Origin of the sequence: Capnocytophaga sp. H4358, from assembly GCF_002302515.1 — a bacterium.
Classification (GTDB): Bacteria; Bacteroidota; Bacteroidia; order Flavobacteriales; family Flavobacteriaceae; genus Capnocytophaga; species Capnocytophaga canis.
Genome location: NZ_CP022380.1, coordinates 950,418 through 974,010, shown reverse-complemented (window position 1 = coordinate 974,010; position 23,593 = coordinate 950,418). Strand labels below are relative to the sequence as shown.

Here is a 23,593-nt window from a genome sequence, read left to right as displayed (position 1 = left end):
AATACAATGAATCATAAATTTATTTTTATTTTACTGATTTTCTACGGATTGTCAGGATTTTCGCAAGAGACTCAAACATATCATTTTTCATTGGAAGAAGCCGTTACTTTTGCCATTGAAAACAATTTAAAATCCAAAAATGCAGTAGCAGACATTGAGGCTGCCCGAAAAAAGAAATGGGAAGCCACTGCTACCGGATTGCCTCAAATCAATGCAAAAGTGGATTATCAACACTTTTTAAAACAACAAGTTACGCTTATTCCGGCAGAATTTTTCGGAGGACAAAAAGGCGAATTTGCCGAAGCCACTTTCGGGACAAAGCAAAACGTAAATGCTTCTGCTACGCTTTCGCAATTGATTTTTGACGGTTCTTATCTCGTTGGTTTGCAGAGTGCTAAGGTGTATTTACAGATTTCAGAACTTTCCAAACAAAAAAGCGATATCGAACTGCGAAAAACCGTTGTCGATGCTTATGCCAATGTACTTCTTTCGGAAGAAAGTATCCGAATTTTAGAAGAAAACAAACGTGTTTTGGAGAAAAATCTCGCCGAAACCAAAGCCATTTTTGAAAACGGATTGGGCGAAGAAGAAAATGTGGAACAACTTCAAATCACCCTTGCCAACATCAGCAATAACCTGAACAATACCAAGCGTTTGTACGAACTTTCCAAAAAAATGCTTAACATCACTTTGGGGTTAAATTTGGACGACCGCGTGGAATTGAAAGACAATTTGGAGCAACTCACCACACAAACCGTAGTTGAAAGTATTGAAAATGAAACCAATTTCAATTTGGAATCAAATATTGATTTTAAAATTGCTTCCAATAGTGTACGTTCGCAGGAGTTGTTGGTAAAGTTTGAAAAAAGTCAATCTTTGCCTCGTTTGAGTGCTTTCCTTAACGGAGCCTACAATGCTTTTGACGACAAATTTTCATTTTTCGATACAAACAAAAGATGGTTCGGGAGTGCTCTTTTTGGTGTAAGTTTGGAAATTCCGATTTTCAGTTCGTTTATGCGTTCAAGTAAAGTACAACGCTCTCAAATTGAGTTAGAAAAATCAAAAAACGATTTGAATTTGGCAAAACAGCAGTTACAAATGCAACACGATAAAGCGTTGAGCGACTTACAGTTTGCCATTGAAGAACATCATACTTTGCGTGAAAATCTGAATTTGGCAAAACGCATCGAAAACAAAAATCAAATCAAATACACCGAAGGTTTGGCAACGAGTTTCGACCTGCGTCAAGCTCAATTGCAACTCTACGCCGCTCAGCAGGAATTTCTGCAATCGATGGTTAATGTGCTGAATAAAAAAGAAGTTTTAAAATCGTTACAGACAAATCAAAAAAACTAAAAAGACTAAAGAAAATCGAAAAATGAAATTTTGTTTAGAATAAAAGCGTTTTCTGCATAAAAATCAAAATTATGAATATCGAACCTACAAGTTATACCAATTTAGTTTCAGAAATAGGAAACTTACTTAAAAAAGGAAGAGAGCAAGCTGCTACTTCTGTTAATACAATTTTGGTGCATACCTATTGGTTAATAGGTAGATACATTGTAGAGTTTGAACAAAAAGGAAAAGAAAAAGCAACTTACGGAAGTGAATTGTTAGAACGATTATCCAAAGACTTAACCACTGCGTATGGGAAAGGATTTAGTAGATCTAACTTATTTTATATGAGAAAATTATATATAAACTTCCCAAATAGTGAGACATTGTCTCACAAATTGAGTTGGTCTCATTATTTTGAAATTCTAAAAGCAGAGCAACCTTTGGCAATTAAGTTCTATACCATTCAGGCAGAAAAAGACAGTTGGAGTGTAAGGGAACTTAAAAGGCAAATGAAAAGTATGCTTTTTCATCGCTTAGCGTTGAGCAAAGATAAAAAGGGTATCTTGGAATTGGCTGAAAAAGGACAAGAAATACACAAAGCCCAAGATATATTAAAAGACCCTTATGTTTTGGAATTTTTGAATCTTCCGATGCAACATCAATATTTGGAAAGCGAATTGGAAGGTAAATTGATTTCTAATTTACAAGATTTCTTGATGGAATTAGGAAAAGGATTTACTTTCGTTAAAAGACAATACAGAATTTCTCTCTCAGGAAATCATTTTTATGTAGATTTGGTATTTTACCATCGTATTTTAAAATGCTTTGTGCTTATAGATTTGAAAAGAGGAGAGGTAAATCACCAAGACATAGGACAGATGAATTTATATCTAAATTATTTTCAAAAGGAAGAAAATGTAGAGGGAGATAATCAGCCAATAGGTATTGTATTAGGAGCGTACAAAGATCATATTTTGGTAGAATATGCAACAGAAAACATTAGCAATCAGCTTTTTGTAAGTAAATATCAATTATATCTTCCTGAAAAAAAAGAATTAGAAAGAGAATTGGAAAAATTGTTGTAAAAACTATGGATTTTATTTTAAGTAAATTTGAAGATAAAGATTTTGAGCATTACTTTCAATTGGTAGGCGATATTCGTGTAATGGAGATGATTACCGAACGAGCCATTCCGTTAGAGGAAGCGAAAAGTGACTTTGATAAGGAATTGACGAAAAACCAAATACATCCCGATTTTGGAATTTTTAAAATCATAAATCCTGAAAATCAATCTTTTATAGGATTTACCAAATTAGAGGTTGAAACATCAGAAAGCAAAGAAGCCGAATTGGGGTATATGATTTTACCCGAATTTTGGGGCAAGGGCTTTGCAGGAAAAGTCGCCAAACGATTGATTGATTTTGCCCGAAATCATCCGCAAATAGAGGAACTTTTTGCTATTATTGACCCTAAAAACATTCCTTCAAGGAAGATATTAACAAACAATCATTTTGAACACCAAGAATACAAAGATTTTGACGGATTGCCCGGTGAAATTCTCCGATTGAAAATCAAAAAGTAAAACACCTTTACGGAAAAAATTATGACCCTAAAAGATATATTAAACTACCGTCGTGCCGTGCGTTTGTATGACGAAACCCAACCTATCGAAACAGAAAAAGTCCGCGAATGTTTGGAATTGGCACAGCTCGCTCCCACAAGCTCCAATATGCAACTATGGGAAGCCTATCATATTACAGATAAATCCGTTATGGCGAAACTAACCGAAGCCTGTTTGTCGCAAAGTGCTGCAAAAACGGCTCAGCAAATGGTGGTTTTCGTCACTCGGCAAGATTTATATAAAGAAAGAGCTAAAGCCATTTTGGAGTTTGAAAAAGGCAATGTACAACGCAACAGCCCTTCGGAAAGACAAGCCAAGAGAATAAAAGACCGAGAAACCTATTATGGCAAATTGATGCCTTTTTTATATCGCAGATGTTTCGGTTTGTTAGGTTGGGTTCGCAAAATAATGGTGCTAAGCATCGGACTATTTCGCCCGATAGTAAGACAAGTGTCCGAAGCCGAAGTACGAACCGTGGTACATAAAAGTTGTGCATTGGCAGTACAAACTTTTATGATAGCAATGGCTGAAAAACAATACGATACCTGTCCGTTAGAAGGATTTGATAGCAAATTGGTAAAAAAAGCGTTAAAACTTCCTTCCGATACAGAAATCAATATGATTATCACTTGTGGCATCCGAAAAGAGGGCGGCATTTGGGGCGAAAGATTCCGCATTCCGTTTGAAGAGATATATCATCAGGTGTAAAAAGTTGACAAAGAAAATGGAAAATAACATAAAAATATTCGAACAGAAAAAAGTACGTTCGCAATGGGATGAACAACAGGAAAAATGGTGGTTTTCCATCGTTGATGTGATTGAGGTTTTAACCGAAAGCCCCAATCCAAGAAAGTATTGGAGTGTTCTAAAAACACGTTTAAAAAAAGAAGGAAGTGAGTTGGCTACAAATTGTAGTCAACTGAAAATGCTTTCTTCTGATGGAAAATATTATAAAACTGATGTTGCTGATACTGAACAATTACTAAGGCTTATCCAATCCGTACCCTCACCCAAAGCCGAACCTTTTAAACTTTGGCTGGCTCAGGTAGGTAGCGAACGTTTGGACGAAATGCAAGACCCCGAAATTTCCATAGACCGAGCTTTACAGCAATATCTTCAACTCGGGTATTCCGAAAATTGGATTAACCAACGGCTAAAAAGCATTGAAATTCGTAAAGAACTTACCGACGAGTGGAAAAAACGAGGTGTAAAAGAAGGACAACAATTCGCCACCCTAACCGATATTATTACCAAAACTTGGTCAGGCAAAACCACCAAAGAATACAAAGTTCTTAAAGGATTGAAAAAAGAAAATTTGCGAGATAATATGACTAACACGGAGCTTATTTTAAATATGTTAGCCGAAGCCTCCACCAAAGATATTTCACAAGCCACACAACCCGAAACCTTTGAGCAAAACATCGCTGTGGCTCAGCAGGGTGGTAATGTTGCCAAAGTTGCTCGGGAAGAGCTTGAAGCCCGAACAGGCAAAAAAGTAGTTTCTTCGGCAAGTGCAAAAAAAATGTTACAAAACAAAAATAATTCAAACAACAAATAAAATCAGATATAATGAAATACATTAACATTCAGCTTATTGTTTCCGCTTTGGTGTTGTTGGCATCGTGCGGAGAAACCAAAAATCCGTCGGTGGAAGAGGTCATCGCGAAAGGTTCAAAAACGGAAATCCGTCAGAAAAGAGATGAAATTTCTGCAAAAATAAAAGAACTCGAAACGCAAATCGCTTCCCTTGATGCTTCTCTCAGCAAATTCCCCGAAGAGGGGTCGGCTCAGGTGTTGGTATCGCTTTTGGAAGTGAAAGACACGCTTTTCAATCACTTTTTGGAGTTGCAAGGAACGATAAAAACCACTCAAAATATCACCCTAAATGCAGAATTCGGAGGCGTTTTGGAAAGAATACACGTACAAAAAGGACAAAACGTACAAAAGGGACAACTTCTGGCATCAATTCAAGATGGGGGAATTTCCCAACAATTAGCTCAACTGAAAATCCAAGCCGAATTAGCAAAAACTACTTTTGAGCGTCAATCGCGATTGTGGGAGAATAAAATCGGGTCGGAAATTCAATATTTACAAGCCAAATCGGCTTACGAAACGCAACAAAGTGCTGTGGAACAGATGCAAAAACAGGTTGCCAAAGCCAACATTTACGCTCCGTTTTCGGGAGTAATTGACGACGTGATAACCGACGTTGGAACGGTGGTTGCCCCTGGAATGCCTGTACTTCGACTCGTAAACTTATCGGATATGTATTTGGAATCGGAAGTGCCTGAGCAGTACGTCGCTAACGTAAAAAAAGGTTCACAAGCCAAAGTGGATATTTCCGTTTTGGGCGAACAACTCGACACCAAAATAAGCCAAGTTTCCAATTTTATCAATCCTGCAAATCGTTCATTTAAGGTTGAAATCCGTTTGCCTAACAAAAATAACGCTATCAAACCTAATATGACGGCTCGTTTGCAAGTAAATGATTATCAGAACAAAGAAGCTATCTTACTGCCAACGGATATCATTTCGGAAAATGCACAAGGCGAACAATATGTTTTTCTTGCCAAAAAAGGAGACAATGAAAATCAGTACGTTGCTGAGCGTGTTGTGATTTCTACCGGAAAAACGCAAAACGGATTTACCGAAATTCTGTCAGGAATTCAAAAAGGAGATAAAGTTATTCGCGAAGGAGCGAGAAGTGTGCAAGAAGGACAACGTGTTTCAACTTTGTAAGGTTCAGATTTTTGATTCGTCCGACAGGAAATGAATTTTTACTGACAAGAAATCGATTCTGACCGACAAGAAATCAATTTCAACCGAAAGAAAATCAATTCTAACCAATAAGAAATGGATTCTGACTGAAAGGAAATCAATTCCGACCGACAAGAAATGAATTTCGACCGAAAGAAAATCGATTCTGACCAACAGGAAATCAATTCTGACTAACAAGAAATCGATTTTGACCGACAGGAAATGAATTCCGACCAACAGGAAATGAATTCTGACCGGTAAAAATCCATTTCTGACAAGTAAATATTCAATTATTATTGGTAAAAATTTATTGATGAGCGGCAAAAATCGATTTATATCAGGTAAAAATAGAATTGGTAACGATGATTCTAAAAATAAATGTAGAATATGAACTCAAATATTCATCAAATAGAAGTAAACACCCGTGAGGATTTCGCAAAGTTTTTGGAAATGCTTAAAAATAATCTTGAACATCATCCGCAGGATTGGGAAAACACCACATTACCTGATTTTCTGGACGCCCTAAGCCGATATACAGAAGATGTTCAGCAGTATTACATCAACACCAATCAGCATATTGATGCAGATATTCCTAATTGGAGCGTTTTTGCCGATATTTTTAAAGGTGCAATGCTATACGAATAGCTAAAATCACAACAATAATCAACATAATAAAGAAATAAAACCCATATCATACTATGAGTAGTATCAAAGATAAAGAGTTCAAGATGTCGTCTTGGGCAATTGACAACAAATTCACCATTTACGTGATGATTTTTATCTTTTTCCTTGCCGGAATGTTGGCGTATATGAATATGCCTCGCGAGAGCTTTCCGGAAATTAAAGATACGAAGATTTACGTCAGTGTTGTCTATCCGGGCAATACCGCCGAAGACATTGAAAGACTGATTATTGACCCATTGGAAGAGAAACTCAAAGGGGTAAGTAATCTCAAAAAAATACAATCCTCCTCACAGGAAGATTACGGAATGATAACCCTCGAATTTACCGAGAAAATCACCATCGAAAGTGCATTGCAAAAAGTAAAAGATGAGGTGGATAAAGAAGTATCCAACGAGGATTGGCCTACCTTCAACGGGGCGAAAGTGGAACCCAATGTGTTTGACATTACCATCTCGGAATTTATCCCGATTTTGAATGTAAACATTGCCGGAAATTACCCTACCGCCAAGCTCAAAGAATTTGCCGAGCAGATGCAAAAGAAAGTTGAAAATCTGCCCGAAATAAAAGAAGCTACCATTCGCGGAGCTCAGGAAAAAGAGGTAGAAGTTGCCATTGATATGTACAAAATGATGGCATCGAAGGTGAGCATCGACGATGTGATTAACGCCATTGGCAGAGGGAATGTAACAATGTCTGCCGGAAATCTCATCGCTTCGGGGCAAAGACGTACCATACGAATGGTGGGCGAAATTGAGCAACCTTCCGATTTGAAAAACTTTATCGTAAAGTCGGAAAAAGGTATCGTATTCTTGGGCGATATTGCCGAAGTTTCTTTCCGAGATAAGGACAAAACCACGTATGCTCGTGAATTTGGTCAGGGCGTGGTGATGCTCGACGTGAAAAAGCGTTCGGGCGAAAATATGATTCAGGCGAGTGAGAAAATCAAAGAATTAGTAGCCGAAATGCGAAGCGATTTTCCGAAAGATTTATCAATAACCATTGCCAACGACCAATCTCAACAGACTGAAAATATGGTAAGTGACCTCAGCAACAACGTCATTTTCGGGGTATTTCTCGTTGTGGGCGTACTGATGTTCTTTTTGGGCTTTAGAAACGCACTTTTTGTAGGATTTGCCATACCGATGTCGATGTTTATGTCCTTTATGATTATCAATGCTTTGGGCTATACGCTCAACACGATGATTCTCTTCGGACTTATTATGGGACTGGGAATGCTTGTGGACAATGGAATCGTGGTAGTCGAGAATGTATTCCGATTGATGGAAAAAGAAGGAATGAGCCGCTATGAAGCAGCGAAGGCAGGCATCGGGGAGGTCGCCGTACCGATTATCATTTCTACCTTAACCACCGTTGGGGCATTTCTACCTTTGGCAATGTGGCCTGGCATTATGGGGGACTTTATGATGTACTTCCCTTTAACGCTTTCCATCGTGTTGGGATCGTCGCTCTTCGTGGCAATCTTCTTCAACTCGATGTTAGTATCCGAATTTATGGACATTAAGGAGAAAGTACTCAGCGTAAAACAGCTGGTAAGGATCAGTATATTACTTTTCGTCATCGGAACGTTCATAATACTGGTCGGGGGAGCCGTACGCGGCTTAGGAACGGTGATTTACTTCACGATTATTTCACTATGGGCGTACAAATATTGCATCAAAGGGCTTGCGGATAGTTTCCAAAAGAAAGTACTTACAAGAATGGAGGATATGTATGAGAAAACCCTTCGTTTTACACTTCGCGGGAAGAATCCGTATATAATGGTTGTTTCCACTGTGGCGTTGCTTGTCGTGTCGTTTGTGTTGTTTGGATGGTCGGTTGGGACAGGGCGTACAAGTATAAACTTCTTCCCTGATAACAAACCCAATCAAATTATCGTTTACATCGAATATCCTGAAGGAACAGACATTGAGAAAACCAACGCAGTAACTCAAGACATCGAAAAACGAATATATACGCTACTCAATAGCGACCAATACCGCGATGGTGATTACAACTTTATGGTAGAATCGGCTGTGGCTCAAGTGGGTGAAGGAGCAGGCAATCCGTACACCGACGGAGCTTCATCGGCAGAGATGCCTAACCGTGGGAAGGTTACTGTAACGCTTCGGGAGTTTAAATACCGTCGCGGACAAGATTCGGAAGAGCTTCGGGCGAAAATTCAATCCGATTTAAGGGGCGTTTACCCCGGGGTTTCCATTTCGGTTGAAAAAGACCAAAACGGACCTCCTGCTGGGCATCCGATAAACATCGAACTTCGTGGCGAAGATTACAATGAACTGATTGTTACCGCCGAGCGTATGCGTGATTTTATCAAACAGAAAAACATAGCAGGAATTGATGAGCTGAAAATAGATGTCAACAAAAATAAACCTGCCATAGAGGTTGAAATCGACCGCGTAAAAGCAGGGGAATTAGGGGTTTCTGTCGGGCAGATTTCCAATCAGTTGCGTCGTTCCGTATTTGGGGAGAAAGCAGGGGTTTACAAAGAAAAAGGCGACGACTACGATATTTACGTTCGTTTTAATCAGGCAGACCGCTACAATACCAATGTTTTGTTCGACCAACATATCATCTTTAAAGATGCCAATACTGGGGAATGGCGACACGTTCCGATATCTTCTGTAACGAAATATAAAAATACCTCGTCGTTCAGTACGATAAAACACAACAAAACCGATAGGGTGGTAACGTTGTATTCGGCTTTAAGCCCTGGATTTAGCGATGCGAGTGCTATTGTAAGGCAAATTCAGCAAGAGATGAAAAACTTCGACCTTCCGCAAGAAATCAAAATTGATTTTACTGGACAGATTGAGGAACAAAACAAGGAAATGGCTTTCCTTTCAACGGCTTTGCTTATCGCCGTGGGACTGATTGTGTTCCTTTTGGTGTATCAATTCAACTCGATAGTGAAACCAACGCTGATTTTCATTACCATATTACTCAGCTTTACGGGAGTTTTCTTAGGATTAATCATTACGGGACAACCGTTTGTGATTCTGATGACGATGATGGGAATTATCTCTTTGGCGGGAATTGTGGTAAACAATGGTGTGGTACTGCTCGATTATACACAACTACTTATCGATCGCAAAAAAGCAACAATGGGCTTGACTGTGTATGATAAAATTGATAATCAGTCGGTTTACGATGCTATCGTATCGGGCGGAAAAGCTCGTTTGCGTCCTGTTTTGCTTACTGCTATTACCACCGTACTGGGGCTAATACCTCTTGCCATTGGGTTTAATATTAACTTCTTTACGCTATTTGATTCACTAAATCCGAATATTTACTTCGGAGGAGATAACGTTATCTTCTGGGGACCATTGGCGTGGACGGTTATCTACGGACTGGTATTTTCAACATTTCTTACGCTGATTGTCGTTCCGGTGATGTTCTACCTGACTTCAAAATTTTCAAACCGCTTTGGAAAGGTTTACAAACAAGATAATGAAGGAAATACAATTCTGGTAGAGAAATAAAGAGACAAGTTAAAAGGATAAAGTAGAAAGGATAAAGTTAAAAGTGTCAAGAAACAAGTAACAAGATTTCTACTTTGAGTTTTAAAAGGCACATAGATAGATTAAAATAGACTCGAAATTATGTGCCTATGTGATGGAATAAATTATTGGTAATAATCTCAAAATGAGTGTATTCGTAAACTTTCATTTTGTAATAAGAGGTTGAAAGTCAAACACAAAAAATCCAGTAGTTTTTATCGAAACTGCTGGATTTTTCTTTTTTGAGTACTTTTATTGACTTTGAAGTCTGAGGAAGGAACAGGACTCTGTAATAATTTTCGCACCCGCATATACACTCCAAAGGATTTTACCCCTATCACCAATATTGATGGACTTTCCCTTTGCATAGTAAATCGGTAATTTAACATAAAAGCAAGAAAGTAGACAAAGGTAGAAATATATTAAATTTTCCATCATGATTGGTAACATATCGCCCTGCTCTCCAATGACACAAGATTTTGCTTCATTCTTAAAAGATCACGAGACCATTCCTTTAGAACTATTGTTCTTATATACCGTATTAATAGCAAAAAAAAATAAGCAACAATACAAAAATAATTGAGAAAGTTCCACAATAGAAACAAAAATCACATGCCGAAGATTGGATAATTTCCTTGGAAACTACCATACTTCCTTATTTTTGAACGAAGTAACTTTATCAGAAAGTTAACTTTACGTCATTTTAACCGAATCTCCAATAGTTGTCCCAATTTTGTCTCAATGGTAAAAAAAAATAAAGCGTAATAAATTGTTTATCAATTTATTACGCTTAAAAAGTAGCGGGAACAGGACTCGAACCTGTGACCTTCGGGTTATGAGCCCGACGAGCTACCTACTGCTCTATCCCGCGATTTCTGAGTGCAAATATACAACCTTTTTTGATACATCCAAAAAAAAAGTGATTTTTTTATTTCATGCATCACCAAGTTATATAGAAAAACCTGATATTAATGATATTTCTCTCTAATGTATAAAGTCCTAATTATGAATGCATTAATTAAAAAATCATTTTGAAGAGTAAAAATTTGGAGAAGATATTTCAGTAGCATCATTCGGTTAAGTGAATTTTTAGTGAGTTCCTCTAACCTTTTATTGCCTTATGAAAACTTCATTTCAAAACATTTTTATATTTTTGCGACTAAATAACACTTCATGTAATAATGAAAAAAATCATTTTAGCATCAGCGTCTCCTCGTCGTCAACAATTTTTTAATGAACTCCATTTGAACTATGAAATCGTTATAAAGCCCGTTGATGAAATTTACCCTCAAAACTTGGTTCGGGAGCAGATTACTAATTTTTTAGCTGAACTGAAAGCAACACCTTTTAAAGACACCTTGAACGATGATGAAATTGTAATCACCTCCGATACTATTGTATGCATTGAAAATCAGGCATTAGGAAAACCTAAAAATTATGAAGAAGGTGTTGCTATGCTTCAATCCCTTTCAGGTAGACAACATGAGGTTATCACTTCGGTATGTTTCACTACTACAAAAACTCAAAAAACGGTATATTGCACCACTAAAGTTACTTTCAAAACTCTGTCCAAAGAAGAAATAGACTTTTATCTAACAAACTATAAACCATACGACAAAGCGGGAGCCTATGGGATCCAAGAATGGATAGGTTACATTGGTGTGGAAAATATTGAAGGTTCGTACAACAACGTTATTGGACTACCTACGCATTTGGTTTACAAAACATTACAAGAATTACTTTAACACAAAAGATATGCAACAGTTTCTGAGGACAAGTATCTTAAGACAAAAAAATATGTTAATTAATTTGCTAAGAATAGATTAAGTTGTACTTTTGAAACTCTAATTATATCAGTTATGGCAGAAAATATCAAAATCGACACCAATCAACACATTTTGTTTGAGGAAGCTCAAAAGCGCATCAAACAAAAAAAAATGCTTACATTCCACTTTTTTGTTTTTATCTTGGGATGTATCTTCATGTACGTAATTAATCGTATTTTGGATTATGGCATCGCCTACAATTGGTATATTTGGGGCATTATGATCTGGACGTTTCTTTTTTTACTACATGTCATTAACGTTTTCCTTATCAATAGATTTATGGGCAAAGAGTGGGAGCGTAAACAACGTGAACGTTTGGTAGAGTTACAGCAGAAGAAAATCTTAAAGATGGAAGTTGCCATAGAAAAAGAATTCGAGAAGCAAAAAGAACAAGTCGCAAAAGAACTCCTGAAAGAACAGAATACAAATCTTGAGCAAAACATTTCTTCTGAACAAAATACGCAAAGAATATGATAACACTCATTGCAGCGGCTTCTGAAAACGATGCCTTAGGGAAGAAAGGAGATCTACCTTGGCATTTACCCAAAGATTTTAAACGTTTCAAGGAATTGACCACAGGACATTGCATCATAATGGGAAGAAAAACTTTTGAAACCTTCCCGAAACTACTTCCAAATCGCACTCATATTGTCATCACACGACAGAAGGACTACGTTGCCAAAGGTTGTATGGTGGTTAGTACACTCGAAAAAGCAATTGAAGAAGCTTATCAATTGGATACTTCGCCCTTTGTGATTGGAGGTGGAGAAATTTATAATTTAGCATTACCCTTAGCCGACAGGATTGAACTAACAAGAGTACACGCTTCATTTGAGGATGCCGATACGTTTTTCCCAAAAATAGACATAAATGAATGGGAAATAGTCCATTCTCAACATGTTGAAAAAGACCAGCAACATCAATACAACTTTACTTACGAAACTTACGAACGAAAAAAGAAAAACGCAAAATGACACCAAAAGTAGCTATTCAGGGGATTAAAGGTTCTTTTCACTACCAAGCTGCCACGGAATGTTTAGGACAAAATATTGAGATTGTTGAGTGCGATTCTTTTGATAAAACGGTAAAAAGCCTTTTGAATAATTCATCTGATTTGATTGTAATGGCTTTAGAAAACAGTATTGCAGGATCTATCCTACCTAACTATGCGTTGATTGATCGCTTCCAGTTGCATATTATCAAGGAACATTACATTGATATTCAACAAAATTTAATGATGTTTCCAAACCAAAAATGGGAGGATTTACAAGAGGTTCACTCCCATCCTATGGCTCTTTTGCAATGTAAACAATTTTTTGAGGATTTTCCAAACATCAAACTTGTAGAAGACACTGACACAGCATCGACTGCACGTCGTATTAGAGAACAAAAACTAAAAAACATCGGAGCAATCGGCTCAAAATCAGCTGCTGAATTGTATGGTTTAGAAATCATACAATACAGTATTCAAACTATGAAAGTCAATTCTACTCGATTTGTTGTATTGAGTCTTTCTGAAAACAAAACTGAGAAAAGCAAACTAACGAAAGCTTCCTTAAAGTTTCAGGTCGACCACAAACGAGGAAGTTTGGCAACGGTATTGAATGTTATCAGTGACTGTAACATCAACATGACCAAAATTCAGTCATTACCAATTATTGAAACTCCTTGGAAGTATGCTTTCTTTGTAGATATTATTTTCGAAAAATACGAAGATTTTGAAAAAGCCTATAAATTGTTATCCATCATGGCGGAAAATTTCAGGGTTTTAGGAATTTACGAATCAAAAAATACAAATATCTCAAAAATAGGTAATTAATATAAAGTTGTGGGTAAATATTATTAGGTCTACAATCTGCCTTTATAAAAAAGAAAAAAATGAACAAAGCTGTTATCATTGGTTTAGGACTCATTGGCGGGTCTATTGCATTAGAACTACGAAAACGATGTGGCTATACCCTTTGGGGTATAGATGCTAATCCTGCACATATTAACAAAGCTATGGCATTAGGAATCATCGACAATGAGGTTGATTACGAAGCTATTAAAGAAGCTGATGTAGTCATCATTTCGGTTCCTGTACACATCACTCCGCAAGTGGTTGCGAAAGCATTAGACTACGTAGGCGAACAAACCTTAGTATTTGACGTAGGTTCGGTGAAGGAGCGAATCTGTAATCATGTTGAAAATCACCCAAATAGAAGTCATTTCGTAGCTGGACATCCTTTAGCAGGAACTGAATTTTCAGGGCCAGAGTCTGCTGTGTACGACCTTTTTGACGGAAAAGTAATGGTTTTGTGCGACACAGAAAAAAGCCACTGGAAACATTTGGATAAAGCGATTGAAATTTCTAAAAAACTGAACATGCGAGTAAAAATGATGCCTGCTCACGATCACGATTTACACGCCGCTTATGTATCGCATCTTTCACACGTAATTTCTTTCGTATTGGGACAAACTGTGTTAGATATTGAACGCAACGAACAACAAATTTTCGATATGGCAAGTACAGGTTTTGCATCGACTGCACGGTTAGCTAAAAGCTCACCAAGCACATGGAGTCCTATTTTTTTAGAAAACAAAAAACATGTGCTTAGATCACTGGAGGAGTACATCAAAAACCTTCAAACCTTCAAACAACTTATTGAAAATGAAGATGATGAAAATATTAGAAAAACCATAAAAGAAATCAACTACATTAAAAAAGTACTACAAAAATAGACTCAAATCCAATATTTTATCTCTTAGGAATTTTGATGTAGTATACTTTTCCGGATTTGTTTTCCAACTTTCGGCTACGGAGCCACGAATTGTGGAGTTTTAGTTCTTTATAAGTGATATTATGTTTCTTTGCAAAATCCGTTAGATCTGTGATTGATGTATCAACCTTGACACTGTAAGTCGGTACTTCATTGTAGAGGTGTCTGGCTTCAAAATTAAAACCGTATTTCGCTGGATTCTTCATAATTTCTTTTACCGCTAAAATTCTAAAAACATAACGAGATGTTTCCGAATTTAGCCACAAATCGTAATAATCAGTTGTTTGCTGAGCATTCATCTGATTTTTCATTCCCGAAATTCCGGCGTTGTAGGCCGCAGCAGCCATTGTCCAGCTTCCTGTACTTTCTTTTGCCTTTTTTAAATAATCACAAGCAGCCTGAGTTGCTTTCTCCACATGATAACGTTCATCAACATTATTATTAACTTCAAGTCCATGTTCAATAGCAGCGGGTTTCATAAATTGCCAAAATCCACTTGCTCCTGAAGGAGAAACTACATCCATAAGACCACTTTCAATCAAAGCCAAATATTTGAAATCATCAGGGACATTGTTTCGTTTGAGAATAGGCTCAATAATTGGAAAATATTTATTGGAGCGTTTCAAAAACAGCAATCCATTTGATTGCCAGTACGTATTTACCAAAAATTCTCTGTCCAAACGTTCGTACACGTCAGGAATTTCAATAGGAACACGCTCCCCAGCAAAATCAAGAGAAGTAGGCAAATCAATAGCGTAAACGTTATAACGCTTTTCTACGTTTTGGGCGTCATACCCTTTTGATATATCGTATTGCGAATAATCTTCTTGCTGAAAAATATTATTTTTATCTTGCTTAACTGCTACGGCATTAATCAGAAAGCCGGACATAACAACAATGGCTAAGCAATAAAAAGAAGTACGAATAATTGCCATATTGATGGATTTTTTAAAGTTGAGTACAAACCTAACACTTACAACCGGCAAATTTCTTACTTTTTTTCGTATAAAAAAAATGGAAAACCAAAATTATTTCAGACGGTGAATTTAAAAAAACACAAAAAACGTCCATTTATATGATTATATTGTTTACTTTTGCAAACTAGGTTTACATCAAATAACGATTTTGCGATGAATTTAATCATTGATCAGGGGAATACGAAAATAAAGGTAGCCTTATTTGAAAAACAAACCCTAATAGTTAATGAGGTTTTTTCGGATGTGGACTATGCTGAAAAAATCAGCAATATCATTGATAATCATCCTATAAAAAAAGGAATTGTTGCTTCAGTGGTAAAAGATGCTGAAAGTCGTTATTCATTTTTGAATGCTAAAATACAACAACTTGTGTTTGTAAACTCCGAAACTCCAATGCCCTTTCTGAACGAGTATGCTACTCCAAAAACATTAGGTGTGGACAGACTCGCGTTAATGGCAGCGGCGGTCAATCAGTTTCCTAATCAGAATGTATTGGTCATTGACGCTGGAAGTTGTATTACCTTTGACATGATGACTTCTGAAGGTGTGTACGTTGGAGGAGCAATTGCTCCTGGAATACAGATGCGATTGAGAGCCATGCATGAATTTACGTCAAAACTACCTCTGATAGAGCAACAAAACTTCGACATTAGCCATTTTATTGGAAAATCGACAAGGGATTGTATGCTATCGGGTGTGTACCACAACGTGGTTTGTGAAATTGAGGGTGTTATCGCTCGATATGAGCAACAATTTAAAAATTTAACGATAATTTTAACAGGGGGAGACCATCTTTATTTGGTTGAAAACATAAAAAATCGGATATTTGCAAAATCTTTTTTTCTGTTAGAAGGATTAAACGCAATTTTGGAACAAACAAAAGAGAGATAGATACGAAAAAAAAGGATTTTTACTCAATATGAACAATAAAACAATAGCTTTTATCTTTGCACTCGTCACGACCATTTCTGGGGTCTACGCTCAACAAACTATTGAATCTCCTTACTCCTACTATGGAATTGGAACATTGAATACTGATGGCAGTATTGAAGAAAGCCTTATGGGGGGCATAGGAGTTTATGCTGATAGTACGCGTGTGAACATGCAAAATCCTGCAACATTAGCAAAATTGAAGTTTACCGCATTTTCAGCAGGTTTATCATTCGACACAAAAAAAATAGCTTCAAATCAAACAAGTGTAAAAAGTAAAGAGACTTATGCCAATTACGTTTCATTAGGATTTCCTATTGCTGAAAAATTGGGCTTCTCCATAGGTTTACGACCTTATTCATCTGTAGGATACCGATTGTTATCAACTCAAACCACTAACGGAGTCATTCGAAAAAATGAATTTGAAGGCATTGGAAATGTAAACCAAATGTTTGCCTCGGTAGGCTACACGGTTTACAAAGGTTTACGTGTTGGGGCTTCGTTCAAATTCAATTTTGGAAAAACTGAAATGACTGATAATCTAGCAATTTCAGACGTACAATACGTAACAAGGGAGTACAGCCAATCAGTACTAAGAGGTTTTTCAACAAATTTGGGATTGTTCTACGACGGTAAATTTGATAACAAATTAGGATATAGTCTCTCTTTAGCGTATACACCTGAGAGCAAATTGACTTCAAAAAATGAAAGAACCATCTCAACGATGGGATATATGGGAGGAAGTCAAAACAATAGTTTAAACGTAATAGACTCACAATCAATAGACTTATTAAATTTAGGCTTAAAAGAAACCAAATTAACGTTACCTACACAAATCGATTTTGGGGTGGGCGTAGGCGAATTTCGAAGATGGTTCGTAGGGATTGATTACAGTTATTCCAATATGAAACGTTTCTCAAATCCGTTCTTAACAACAACCCAAGTTGGTTATGAAGATGCGTACAAACTATCAATAGGAGGTTTTTACCTACCTCAATTCAATTCTATATCAAGTTATTGGAAAAGAGTCACTTACCGAGCTGGGTTGCGTTTTGAGAATACAGGAATTGTATTAAAAAACGAATCAATTAATGATTTTGGCATATCTTTTGGAGTTAGCCTCCCCGTAAGAGGATTTTCTAACATCACAACAGGATTTGAGTACGGCAGAAAAGGTACGCTAAACCAAAATTTGATCAAAGAAAATTACTTCAACTTAAAAATAGGATTCACCTTGAATGACAAGTGGTTCCAAAAAACGAAATATCAATAATAAAATAAAAACAGACGAAAAGATGAAAAAAAGAGTTTTATTAGCTACTGCATTTGTTGTAAGCGCTTTCTATGTAGCAGATGTTCAAGCACAAGACTGCAAACAAGACCGCGAAATTTTACAAAATCTTTCCATATTTAACGAGGATGTAAAAGCGAAGAGATATGACGATGCTTATCCTGTTTGGAAATCAGTTTATGAAGCATGCCCAAACATAAACGCTGCTGTTTACGTGCGTGGTGAAGCTATTCTAAAACACAAAATCCAAAAATCAACAGGAGCAGAAAAAGATGGTTTCGTGAAACAATTGGTTAAGTTGTACAATGATTACCTTACTCATTTCCCTAATCGCATCACAAAAGCAGATGTTTTAACGAGAGAAGCCTTGCTACTTTTTGATGAAAAAATAGGTTCTAACCAACAGATTTACGAATTGCTTCACAAAGCGTTTACTGAAGATAAAGCTAATTTTAAAAATGAAAAAGCATTGTACCTCTATTTCTCATCTTTGGTAACCATGTACGAAAGCAACGAGAAATCATTACAAGATGTATTTAACACCTATGATGATGTGAGCGAAAAAATTCAAGATGAGAAAAACATTTTGTCAGAAACTATCAATAAATTCATAGCTCAAGAAGAGGCGGGAACTATTGACGGAAAAGATAAAAAGGTTTTAGAGACTTCACGTCAGCGTATGGATAACTACGAAACCATTGGAGAAAGTGTGGATGCTAAGTTAGGTAAATTAGCGGATTGTGATAACCTAATCCCTCTTTACAACAAAAACTTTGAAGCAAACAAAGAAAACGAGGAGTGGTTACGTCGTGCTGCCGGAAAAATGTCTGATAAAGATTGTACAAGCGATCCTTTATTCGTGAAAATCGTAAGTTCTCTACATACTTTATCTCCTTCAGCAGCATCTGCTTATTACTTAGGAGTATTGAATGACAAGAATAAAAACTCTGCTAAAGCTATTGAATACTATAACGAATCAGTTCGTTTGGAAAGCGACAACCTTAAAAAGGCAAGAATATTAACTAAAATTGCTTTTAAATATTCAAAAGCAAATGCAGTAAGATATGCACAAGAAGCTTTGAAATACAATCCTTCAAATGCTGATGCCTATCGAATAATTGCAAACGCTTATGCGGAAAGTGCTAACGAGTGTGGAAACTCTTCATTTGAGAAAAGAGCTATCTATTGGTTAGCTGCCAATACAGCTCGCAAAGGAGGATTAGAAAGTTTAGCGACTCGCTATGAAGCCTTAGCTCCTTCAAAAGTAGATATTTTCGAGTCTGGAATGGCAGGTAAAACGATTACTTTCAAATGTTGGGTAGGTCAATCAGTGAAAGTGCCTTCTTTGTAAAAAATGATTAACAAACGATTACATAAAATTAAAAGTATTGCCGTACTTGGTTGTATGGCAATACTTTTTTCGTGTACTACCGATTTGCGAACCCTACAAGAACTGAATATTACCCATAAATTTCCTCAGGGTGAAATTTATGATTTCAAATTAATTTATACGGACTCAACTAAAGTGATAGCCGTTTTGAGTAGTCCCTTGAGTAACGATTTCTCTAACCAACAATTCCCTTTCACTGATTTTCCAAGCGGATTGCAGGTTGATTTTTTCGATAAGGATAACAACAAAAATACGGTAGAAGCTAAATACGGAATTATCTACATGAACTCCCAAATGGTTGAGCTTCGAGACAGCGTGGTTCTGACTACCTACGATGGAAAAAAATTAACCACCGAACAATTATTCTGGGATCAAAAAACGGATTGGATTTTCACCGACCAAGAGTTCTCTTTTACCGATCATAAAAAAGGGACGGTTACTAAGGGAGTTGGAATGGACTTTGACAAAGCCTTTTCTACCGTAAAAGCACATAAAACCACTGGAGTTTTAGCTGTGGAAGAAAAGGAATAAATATTTTCTTTGATAACTTCACCGATTTTAGTTGAACATCAAAAAAAATCACCTCCTTTGAAGAAAAAACTCAAAATAGATTTGTAATTAATATATAATTAAACAGTTTGTATTAAAATCACTGAAAAATCTGATCAATAAACTCGAAAACTAGCATTTTAAGCTCTTGCTAAAATCAAAATAATCATTTAAAAAAACATGAATACACGAATATTTTTTGAATACGCTTATCTGATTATCAGCATTTACGCTGCTTTTCAAGCATATCGCCTTTGGGATAGTACCGATACAAAAGACTTTTATATGTACCTCATTTTTGGAGTAGTTGCCTTTGGGATGTTTCTTCTGAGACGATTTACTCGTAAAAAAGGAAACAAATAGTCAAATATTTGTTAAGGATAGGTATATCTTTCGATTATTTTGTATCTTTGCATCTCTAAAAAATAGGCTTTATGGCTACTTATAAATTGTCGAATGATTGGTTCGATGACACATTTAAATTAATTGCCATACATACTACTTTGGAAGATTTTCGGCTAGTTTATTTCTTAAACAACCACCTAAAAATCAATCTTTCAAGAAACAAAAAAAAGAAAATTGTAAATGAACAAAATTCAGTGCCATTTCCATATTTTGAATGGTATGACGAACTGTCGGACGTGAACTGGCATTGCATCTCCAATAAAGTAAATGTAGAAAATAACATAAAAGATAGCGGACTCTTGTTTGATTCCTTGTACACGGCTTCCTACCTATTGAAAGATAAGAAAAAGGTAGATTTTTTTCTAAAAATAGATTGTGACAATCGTTTTAAAACTCAAAATGTTTTGGACAAGGTAAATGAAATCACGCAAGTAATTGCTTATGAGATAGATACATATACATTAAATACAAAAAACAAATTAATACTTCAAGGATGTTAAATATTAAAAAGACAAAAATAGTCGCTACTTTAGGGCCTGCAACGGATTCCTTAGAAACGATTAAAGCAATGGTGGAAGCGGGTGTGAATGTGTTTCGTATTAACTTCTCACACGCTGATTATGAAGAGGTAAAGAAGCGTATCGGACTTATCCGTACGGTAAATGAGGAATATGGGTACAACACAGCGATATTAGCAGATCTTCAAGGGCCTAAACTCCGAGTGGGAGTAATGGAAGAAGGAGTTTTTGTAGCTCCCGACGACAGAATTACTTTCGTTACAGGAGAGCCTTTCGTTGGCACAAAAGAGCGTGTGTATATGAATTACAAAGAGTTTCCGAATGATGTGAATCCAGGTGAGCGCATTTTACTTGACGACGGAAAACTTATCTTTGAAGTAGTTTCTACTAATAACGTCAATGAAGTGGAAGCAAAAGTAATCCAAGGGGGAATCTTAAAATCTAAAAAAGGTGTAAACCTTCCTAATACAAACGTTTCATTACCTGCATTGACCGAAAAAGATGTGAAAGATGCTTTGTTTGCCATTACCCAGGACGTGGATTGGTTCGCCTTATCATTTGTTCGTCACAGCCGAGACATTCAGGATTTGAAAGACTTGATAGCTGAAAATGCAGGATATAAAATTCCGATTATCGCAAAAATTGAGAAGCCAGAGGCTCTGGTAAATATTGATAAAATCATGGCGAACTGCGATGGTATTATGGTGGCTCGTGGTGATTTAGGAGTAGAAATCCCAGCCGAAGAAGTACCTCTAATTCAAAAAGAATTGGTTCGTAAAGCAAAAATCAATCACATTCCTGTGATCATCGCAACGCAGATGATGGAAAGTATGATTTCGAGCTTAACACCAACTCGTGCTGAGGTAAATGACGTAGGAAATTCCGTAATGGATGGAGCTGACGCTGTGATGTTATCGGGGGAAACCTCCGTAGGGGCATATCCCGTACAAGTGATTGAGCAAATGAGCCGTATCATTCACAGTGTAGAACATTCTGATTTAATTAAAGTACCAATGATTACTCCATTTGTACGTTCTAATCGTTATGTAACGAACTCTATCTGTTTCCACGCAGCAACAATGGCTAACGAAATGAACGCCAAAGTAATTTCGACATTAACAAATAGTGGCTACACTGCAGGATTGATTTCTTCATATAGACCCAAATCTCACATATTAGTATTCACATCAAACCGACGTATTTTAACCCGACTAAGCCTATATTGGGGAGTAACTACGTTCTACTACGACCGCTTCGTTTCAACGGATGAAACTATTGAAGATGTGAACCATATCGCTAACGAAAAAGGATATGTAAACATGGGTGACATTATGATAAGCCTTGCAGCAATGCCTATTCAAGGAAAAGGAATGGTAAATACTTTACGGGTATCTGAAATTGACTCATGTGCGATTAGAACGAAATAAAAACTTTTTCGTTAAATGAAAAAATAAGAAATGCTAAATGCTTTAAAAAGGACTTTATACCTTTTTAGTTAGCGTATCTGTAAATATACAATAGGGATTAGTTAAATTAGTTAGCTAATCCCTATTGTACTTGTATGAATTAACTTCCTGAATTATTAAAAAAGTGATTGGGTAAAATTAAAATTTTGTAACTATCTTTGTCGCTGATTTATACAAAAAACGATTATGGCAGCACAAAAACCAAGCATACCAAAGGGTACACGCGATTTCTCGCCTACGGAATTGGCTAAACGATATTTTATTATCGATAAAATAAGAAACGAATTTACCAAATTTGGATTTCAACCCATTGAGACACCAAGTTTTGAAAATTACGACACTCTTATGGGAAAATATGGAGAGGAAGGTGATCGTTTGATTTTCAAAATTTTAAACTCAGGGAATTTCGCCGAAAAAGTAGATCCTTCCGATTGGGAAACCAAAAATGTAACAAAACTCACTCCTCAAATTTCTGAGAAGGCTTTGCGTTATGATTTAACAGTACCTTTTGCTCGGTATGTAGTACAGCACCAAAACGACATCACGTTTCCGTTCAAAAGGTACCAAATTCAACCTGTTTGGCGTGCCGACCGACCTCAAAAGGGACGTTTTCGTGAGTTTTACCAATGCGACGCCGATGTGGTAGGAAGCAACAGTCTTTGGCAAGAAATTGAATTCGTACAGCTTTACGATAGCGTTTTTACACAACTGAATCTCAAAGGGGTTACCATTAAAATGAATAATCGCAAAATTTTGAGTGGATTTGCGGAAGTAATTGGAGAAAGTGAAAAACTCATTGATTTCACTGTTGCTTTAGACAAATTGGATAAGATAGGACAAGAAGGAGTCATCAATGAAATGCTCTCAAAAGGGATTTCGGCACAAGCTATTGAAAAAATAAAACCTATTTTTCATCTTAAAGGAGATTTCTCTCAGAAAATCACAACTCTAAAAACTATCCTACAAACTTCTGAAATAGGAAAAAAAGGCATTGAAGAACTCGAATTTATTGAAAAATCAATCTCGGTTTTGCCACTACAAACGGCTTTTTTAGATTTGGATGTAACTTTGGCACGTGGGTTAAACTATTATACAGGAGCTATTTTTGAAGTTGCCGCACCGAAAAATGTAAACATAGGTTCCATTGGAGGTGGAGGTCGATATGACGATTTGACAAACATATTTGGACTGAAAGGAATCAGCGGTGTAGGAATTTCATTTGGTTTGGACAGAATTTGTTTAGTCATGGAAGAACTAAATTTATTTCCTTCGGAAATCAGTGAAACAATGGATGTGCTGTGTGTCAATTTCGGAGAGCAAGAAGCTTTGCAAAGTCTGAAATTAATACAACAGCTTCGAACATTGGGGCTAAAAGCCGAATTATACCCAGACAGTGCGAAAATGAAAAAACAAATGGATTACGCTAATAAACGTAATATTCCTTACGTGGTAATCATAGGAGAATCAGAACTCGAAAAAAAATCATTTGTAGTGAAGAACATGCAAACGGGTGAACAGTTCGAATATGGATTCAACCAAGTTAGCATCTCTACTTTCAAATAAA

The 23,593-nt window shown here is 36.6% G+C and carries 22 protein-coding genes and 1 tRNA gene; 21 read left to right on the top strand and 2 right to left on the bottom strand.

The window, feature by feature from the left end:
• Positions 1–6: 6 nt before the first annotated feature.
• From CGC49_RS04175 to CGC49_RS04140, 8 genes are all read left to right on the top strand, one after another.
• Positions 7–1,356 carry a TolC family protein gene (locus CGC49_RS04175; RefSeq protein ID WP_095911909.1) on the top strand — a complete coding sequence of 450 codons (1,350 nt, stop codon included), beginning with the start codon at positions 7–9 and terminating at the stop codon, positions 1,354–1,356.
• A gap of 71 nt (positions 1,357–1,427) precedes the next feature.
• On the top strand, positions 1,428–2,423 hold the full coding sequence (locus tag CGC49_RS04170) for a YhcG family protein (RefSeq protein WP_095911908.1): 996 nt from the start codon (positions 1,428–1,430) through the stop codon (positions 2,421–2,423).
• A gap of 5 nt (positions 2,424–2,428) precedes the next feature.
• Entirely contained in the window at positions 2,429–2,920 is a 492-nt protein-coding gene (locus CGC49_RS04165; RefSeq protein WP_095911907.1) for a GNAT family N-acetyltransferase, read from the top strand.
• Positions 2,921–2,941: 21 nt separating this feature from the next.
• On the top strand, positions 2,942–3,667 hold the full coding sequence (locus tag CGC49_RS04160) for a nitroreductase family protein (protein WP_095911906.1): 726 nt from the start codon (positions 2,942–2,944) through the stop codon (positions 3,665–3,667).
• Between the two features lie 16 nt (positions 3,668–3,683).
• Positions 3,684–4,517, top strand: a complete 834-nt coding sequence (locus CGC49_RS04155; RefSeq protein WP_095897137.1) for a Bro-N domain-containing protein — start codon at positions 3,684–3,686, stop codon at positions 4,515–4,517.
• A gap of 11 nt (positions 4,518–4,528) precedes the next feature.
• Positions 4,529–5,698, top strand: coding sequence for an efflux RND transporter periplasmic adaptor subunit (locus tag CGC49_RS04150; RefSeq protein WP_041990839.1), 1,170 nt, complete (start codon positions 4,529–4,531; stop codon positions 5,696–5,698).
• 405 nt (positions 5,699–6,103) lie between these two features.
• Entirely contained in the window at positions 6,104–6,361 is a 258-nt protein-coding gene (locus CGC49_RS04145; protein ID WP_018278253.1) for a hypothetical protein, read from the top strand.
• Positions 6,362–6,414: 53 nt separating this feature from the next.
• Positions 6,415–9,900 (top strand): efflux RND transporter permease subunit, encoded by a 3,486-nt coding sequence (locus tag CGC49_RS04140; RefSeq protein WP_095911905.1) that lies wholly within the window; start codon positions 6,415–6,417, stop codon positions 9,898–9,900.
• An 816-nt stretch (positions 9,901–10,716) separates the two neighbouring features.
• On the opposite strand, the gene CGC49_RS04135 is transcribed toward CGC49_RS04140, so the two are convergent.
• Positions 10,717–10,789 (bottom strand) — tRNA-Met (locus CGC49_RS04135).
• A 310-nt stretch (positions 10,790–11,099) separates the two neighbouring features.
• Here CGC49_RS04135 and CGC49_RS04130 point away from each other — a divergent pair.
• The 5 genes from CGC49_RS04130 to CGC49_RS04110 all read left to right on the top strand — a co-directional run bounded on the left by CGC49_RS04130 (position 11,100) and on the right by CGC49_RS04110 (position 14,465).
• Positions 11,100–11,663 (top strand): Maf-like protein, encoded by a 564-nt coding sequence (locus tag CGC49_RS04130; protein WP_095911904.1) that lies wholly within the window; start codon positions 11,100–11,102, stop codon positions 11,661–11,663.
• A 114-nt stretch (positions 11,664–11,777) separates the two neighbouring features.
• Positions 11,778–12,218, top strand: a complete 441-nt coding sequence (locus CGC49_RS04125; RefSeq protein ID WP_042010572.1) for a 2TM domain-containing protein — start codon at positions 11,778–11,780, stop codon at positions 12,216–12,218.
• Positions 12,215–12,718, top strand: a complete 504-nt coding sequence (locus CGC49_RS04120; protein ID WP_042010570.1) for a dihydrofolate reductase — start codon at positions 12,215–12,217, stop codon at positions 12,716–12,718. The genes CGC49_RS04125 and CGC49_RS04120 overlap by 4 nt, the downstream gene beginning before the upstream one ends.
• The gene (locus tag CGC49_RS04115) at positions 12,715–13,563 is read left to right on the top strand and encodes a prephenate dehydratase (protein WP_095911903.1); all 849 of its coding nucleotides are present in this window, start codon (positions 12,715–12,717) and stop codon (positions 13,561–13,563) included. Before CGC49_RS04120 ends, CGC49_RS04115 begins: the two co-directional genes overlap by 4 nt.
• Positions 13,564–13,622: 59 nt before the next feature.
• Positions 13,623–14,465: a prephenate dehydrogenase gene (locus CGC49_RS04110; RefSeq protein ID WP_095911902.1), complete on the top strand. Its 843-nt coding sequence runs from the start codon at positions 13,623–13,625 to the stop codon at positions 14,463–14,465.
• A gap of 16 nt (positions 14,466–14,481) precedes the next feature.
• Here CGC49_RS04110 and CGC49_RS04105 read toward each other — a convergent pair whose 3' ends face one another.
• Entirely contained in the window at positions 14,482–15,438 is a 957-nt protein-coding gene (locus tag CGC49_RS04105) for a lytic transglycosylase domain-containing protein (RefSeq protein WP_042010564.1), read from the bottom strand.
• A gap of 195 nt (positions 15,439–15,633) precedes the next feature.
• Here CGC49_RS04105 and CGC49_RS04100 point away from each other — a divergent pair, with 195 nt between their 5' ends.
• From CGC49_RS04100 to hisS, 8 genes are all read left to right on the top strand, one after another.
• The gene (locus CGC49_RS04100) at positions 15,634–16,371 is read left to right on the top strand and encodes a type III pantothenate kinase (protein WP_042344059.1); all 738 of its coding nucleotides are present in this window, start codon (positions 15,634–15,636) and stop codon (positions 16,369–16,371) included.
• Between the two features lie 28 nt (positions 16,372–16,399).
• Positions 16,400–17,683 carry a membrane protein gene (locus CGC49_RS04095; RefSeq protein WP_042347992.1) on the top strand — a complete coding sequence of 428 codons (1,284 nt, stop codon included), beginning with the start codon at positions 16,400–16,402 and terminating at the stop codon, positions 17,681–17,683.
• A 22-nt stretch (positions 17,684–17,705) separates the two neighbouring features.
• Positions 17,706–19,052, top strand: coding sequence for a tetratricopeptide repeat protein (locus CGC49_RS04090; protein WP_042010578.1), 1,347 nt, complete (start codon positions 17,706–17,708; stop codon positions 19,050–19,052).
• A 3-nt stretch (positions 19,053–19,055) separates the two neighbouring features.
• Positions 19,056–19,622 carry an LPS export ABC transporter periplasmic protein LptC gene (gene lptC / locus CGC49_RS04085; protein ID WP_042010558.1) on the top strand — a complete coding sequence of 189 codons (567 nt, stop codon included), beginning with the start codon at positions 19,056–19,058 and terminating at the stop codon, positions 19,620–19,622.
• 198 nt (positions 19,623–19,820) lie between these two features.
• Positions 19,821–20,003 (top strand): hypothetical protein, encoded by a 183-nt coding sequence (locus CGC49_RS04080; protein WP_095911901.1) that lies wholly within the window; start codon positions 19,821–19,823, stop codon positions 20,001–20,003.
• 71 nt (positions 20,004–20,074) lie between these two features.
• Positions 20,075–20,545, top strand: coding sequence for an IPExxxVDY family protein (locus CGC49_RS04075; RefSeq protein WP_042347989.1), 471 nt, complete (start codon positions 20,075–20,077; stop codon positions 20,543–20,545).
• Positions 20,539–21,990 (top strand): pyruvate kinase, encoded by a 1,452-nt coding sequence (gene pyk, locus CGC49_RS04070; RefSeq protein ID WP_042010550.1) that lies wholly within the window; start codon positions 20,539–20,541, stop codon positions 21,988–21,990. The genes CGC49_RS04075 and pyk overlap by 7 nt, the downstream gene beginning before the upstream one ends.
• Positions 21,991–22,215: 225 nt before the next feature.
• Complete coding sequence (gene hisS / locus CGC49_RS04065; RefSeq protein ID WP_095911900.1) at positions 22,216–23,592, top strand: histidine--tRNA ligase; 1,377 nt, start codon at positions 22,216–22,218, stop codon at positions 23,590–23,592.
• Position 23,593 lies beyond the last annotated feature (1 nt).

Bases quoted from the DNA above. Each gene is read 5' to 3' on its own strand.
- CGC49_RS04125 (WP_042010572.1), top strand. From the start codon at position 11,778: ATGGCAGAAAATATCAAAATCGACACCAATCAACACATTTTGTTTGAG.
- CGC49_RS04090 (WP_042010578.1), top strand. From the start codon at position 17,706: ATGAAAAAAAGAGTTTTATTAGCTACTGCATTTGTTGTAAGCGCTTTC.
- lptC (WP_042010558.1), top strand. From the start codon at position 19,056: ATGATTAACAAACGATTACATAAAATTAAAAGTATTGCCGTACTTGGT.
- CGC49_RS04130 (WP_095911904.1), top strand. From the start codon at position 11,100: ATGAAAAAAATCATTTTAGCATCAGCGTCTCCTCGTCGTCAACAATTT.
- CGC49_RS04155 (WP_095897137.1), top strand. From the start codon at position 3,684: ATGGAAAATAACATAAAAATATTCGAACAGAAAAAAGTACGTTCGCAA.
- CGC49_RS04120 (WP_042010570.1), top strand. From the start codon at position 12,215: ATGATAACACTCATTGCAGCGGCTTCTGAAAACGATGCCTTAGGGAAG.
- hisS (WP_095911900.1), top strand. From the start codon at position 22,216: ATGGCAGCACAAAAACCAAGCATACCAAAGGGTACACGCGATTTCTCG.
- pyk (WP_042010550.1), top strand. From the start codon at position 20,539: ATGTTAAATATTAAAAAGACAAAAATAGTCGCTACTTTAGGGCCTGCA.
- CGC49_RS04150 (WP_041990839.1), top strand. From the start codon at position 4,529: ATGAAATACATTAACATTCAGCTTATTGTTTCCGCTTTGGTGTTGTTG.
- CGC49_RS04140 (WP_095911905.1), top strand. From the start codon at position 6,415: ATGAGTAGTATCAAAGATAAAGAGTTCAAGATGTCGTCTTGGGCAATT.
- CGC49_RS04170 (WP_095911908.1), top strand. From the start codon at position 1,428: ATGAATATCGAACCTACAAGTTATACCAATTTAGTTTCAGAAATAGGA.
- CGC49_RS04110 (WP_095911902.1), top strand. From the start codon at position 13,623: ATGAACAAAGCTGTTATCATTGGTTTAGGACTCATTGGCGGGTCTATT.
- CGC49_RS04165 (WP_095911907.1), top strand. From the start codon at position 2,429: ATGGATTTTATTTTAAGTAAATTTGAAGATAAAGATTTTGAGCATTAC.
- CGC49_RS04100 (WP_042344059.1), top strand. From the start codon at position 15,634: ATGAATTTAATCATTGATCAGGGGAATACGAAAATAAAGGTAGCCTTA.
- CGC49_RS04095 (WP_042347992.1), top strand. From the start codon at position 16,400: ATGAACAATAAAACAATAGCTTTTATCTTTGCACTCGTCACGACCATT.
- CGC49_RS04075 (WP_042347989.1), top strand. From the start codon at position 20,075: ATGGCTACTTATAAATTGTCGAATGATTGGTTCGATGACACATTTAAA.
- CGC49_RS04160 (WP_095911906.1), top strand. From the start codon at position 2,942: ATGACCCTAAAAGATATATTAAACTACCGTCGTGCCGTGCGTTTGTAT.
- CGC49_RS04105 (WP_042010564.1), bottom strand. From the start codon at position 15,438: ATGGCAATTATTCGTACTTCTTTTTATTGCTTAGCCATTGTTGTTATG.
- CGC49_RS04080 (WP_095911901.1), top strand. From the start codon at position 19,821: ATGAATACACGAATATTTTTTGAATACGCTTATCTGATTATCAGCATT.
- CGC49_RS04175 (WP_095911909.1), top strand. From the start codon at position 7: ATGAATCATAAATTTATTTTTATTTTACTGATTTTCTACGGATTGTCA.
- CGC49_RS04115 (WP_095911903.1), top strand. From the start codon at position 12,715: ATGACACCAAAAGTAGCTATTCAGGGGATTAAAGGTTCTTTTCACTAC.
- CGC49_RS04145 (WP_018278253.1), top strand. From the start codon at position 6,104: ATGAACTCAAATATTCATCAAATAGAAGTAAACACCCGTGAGGATTTC.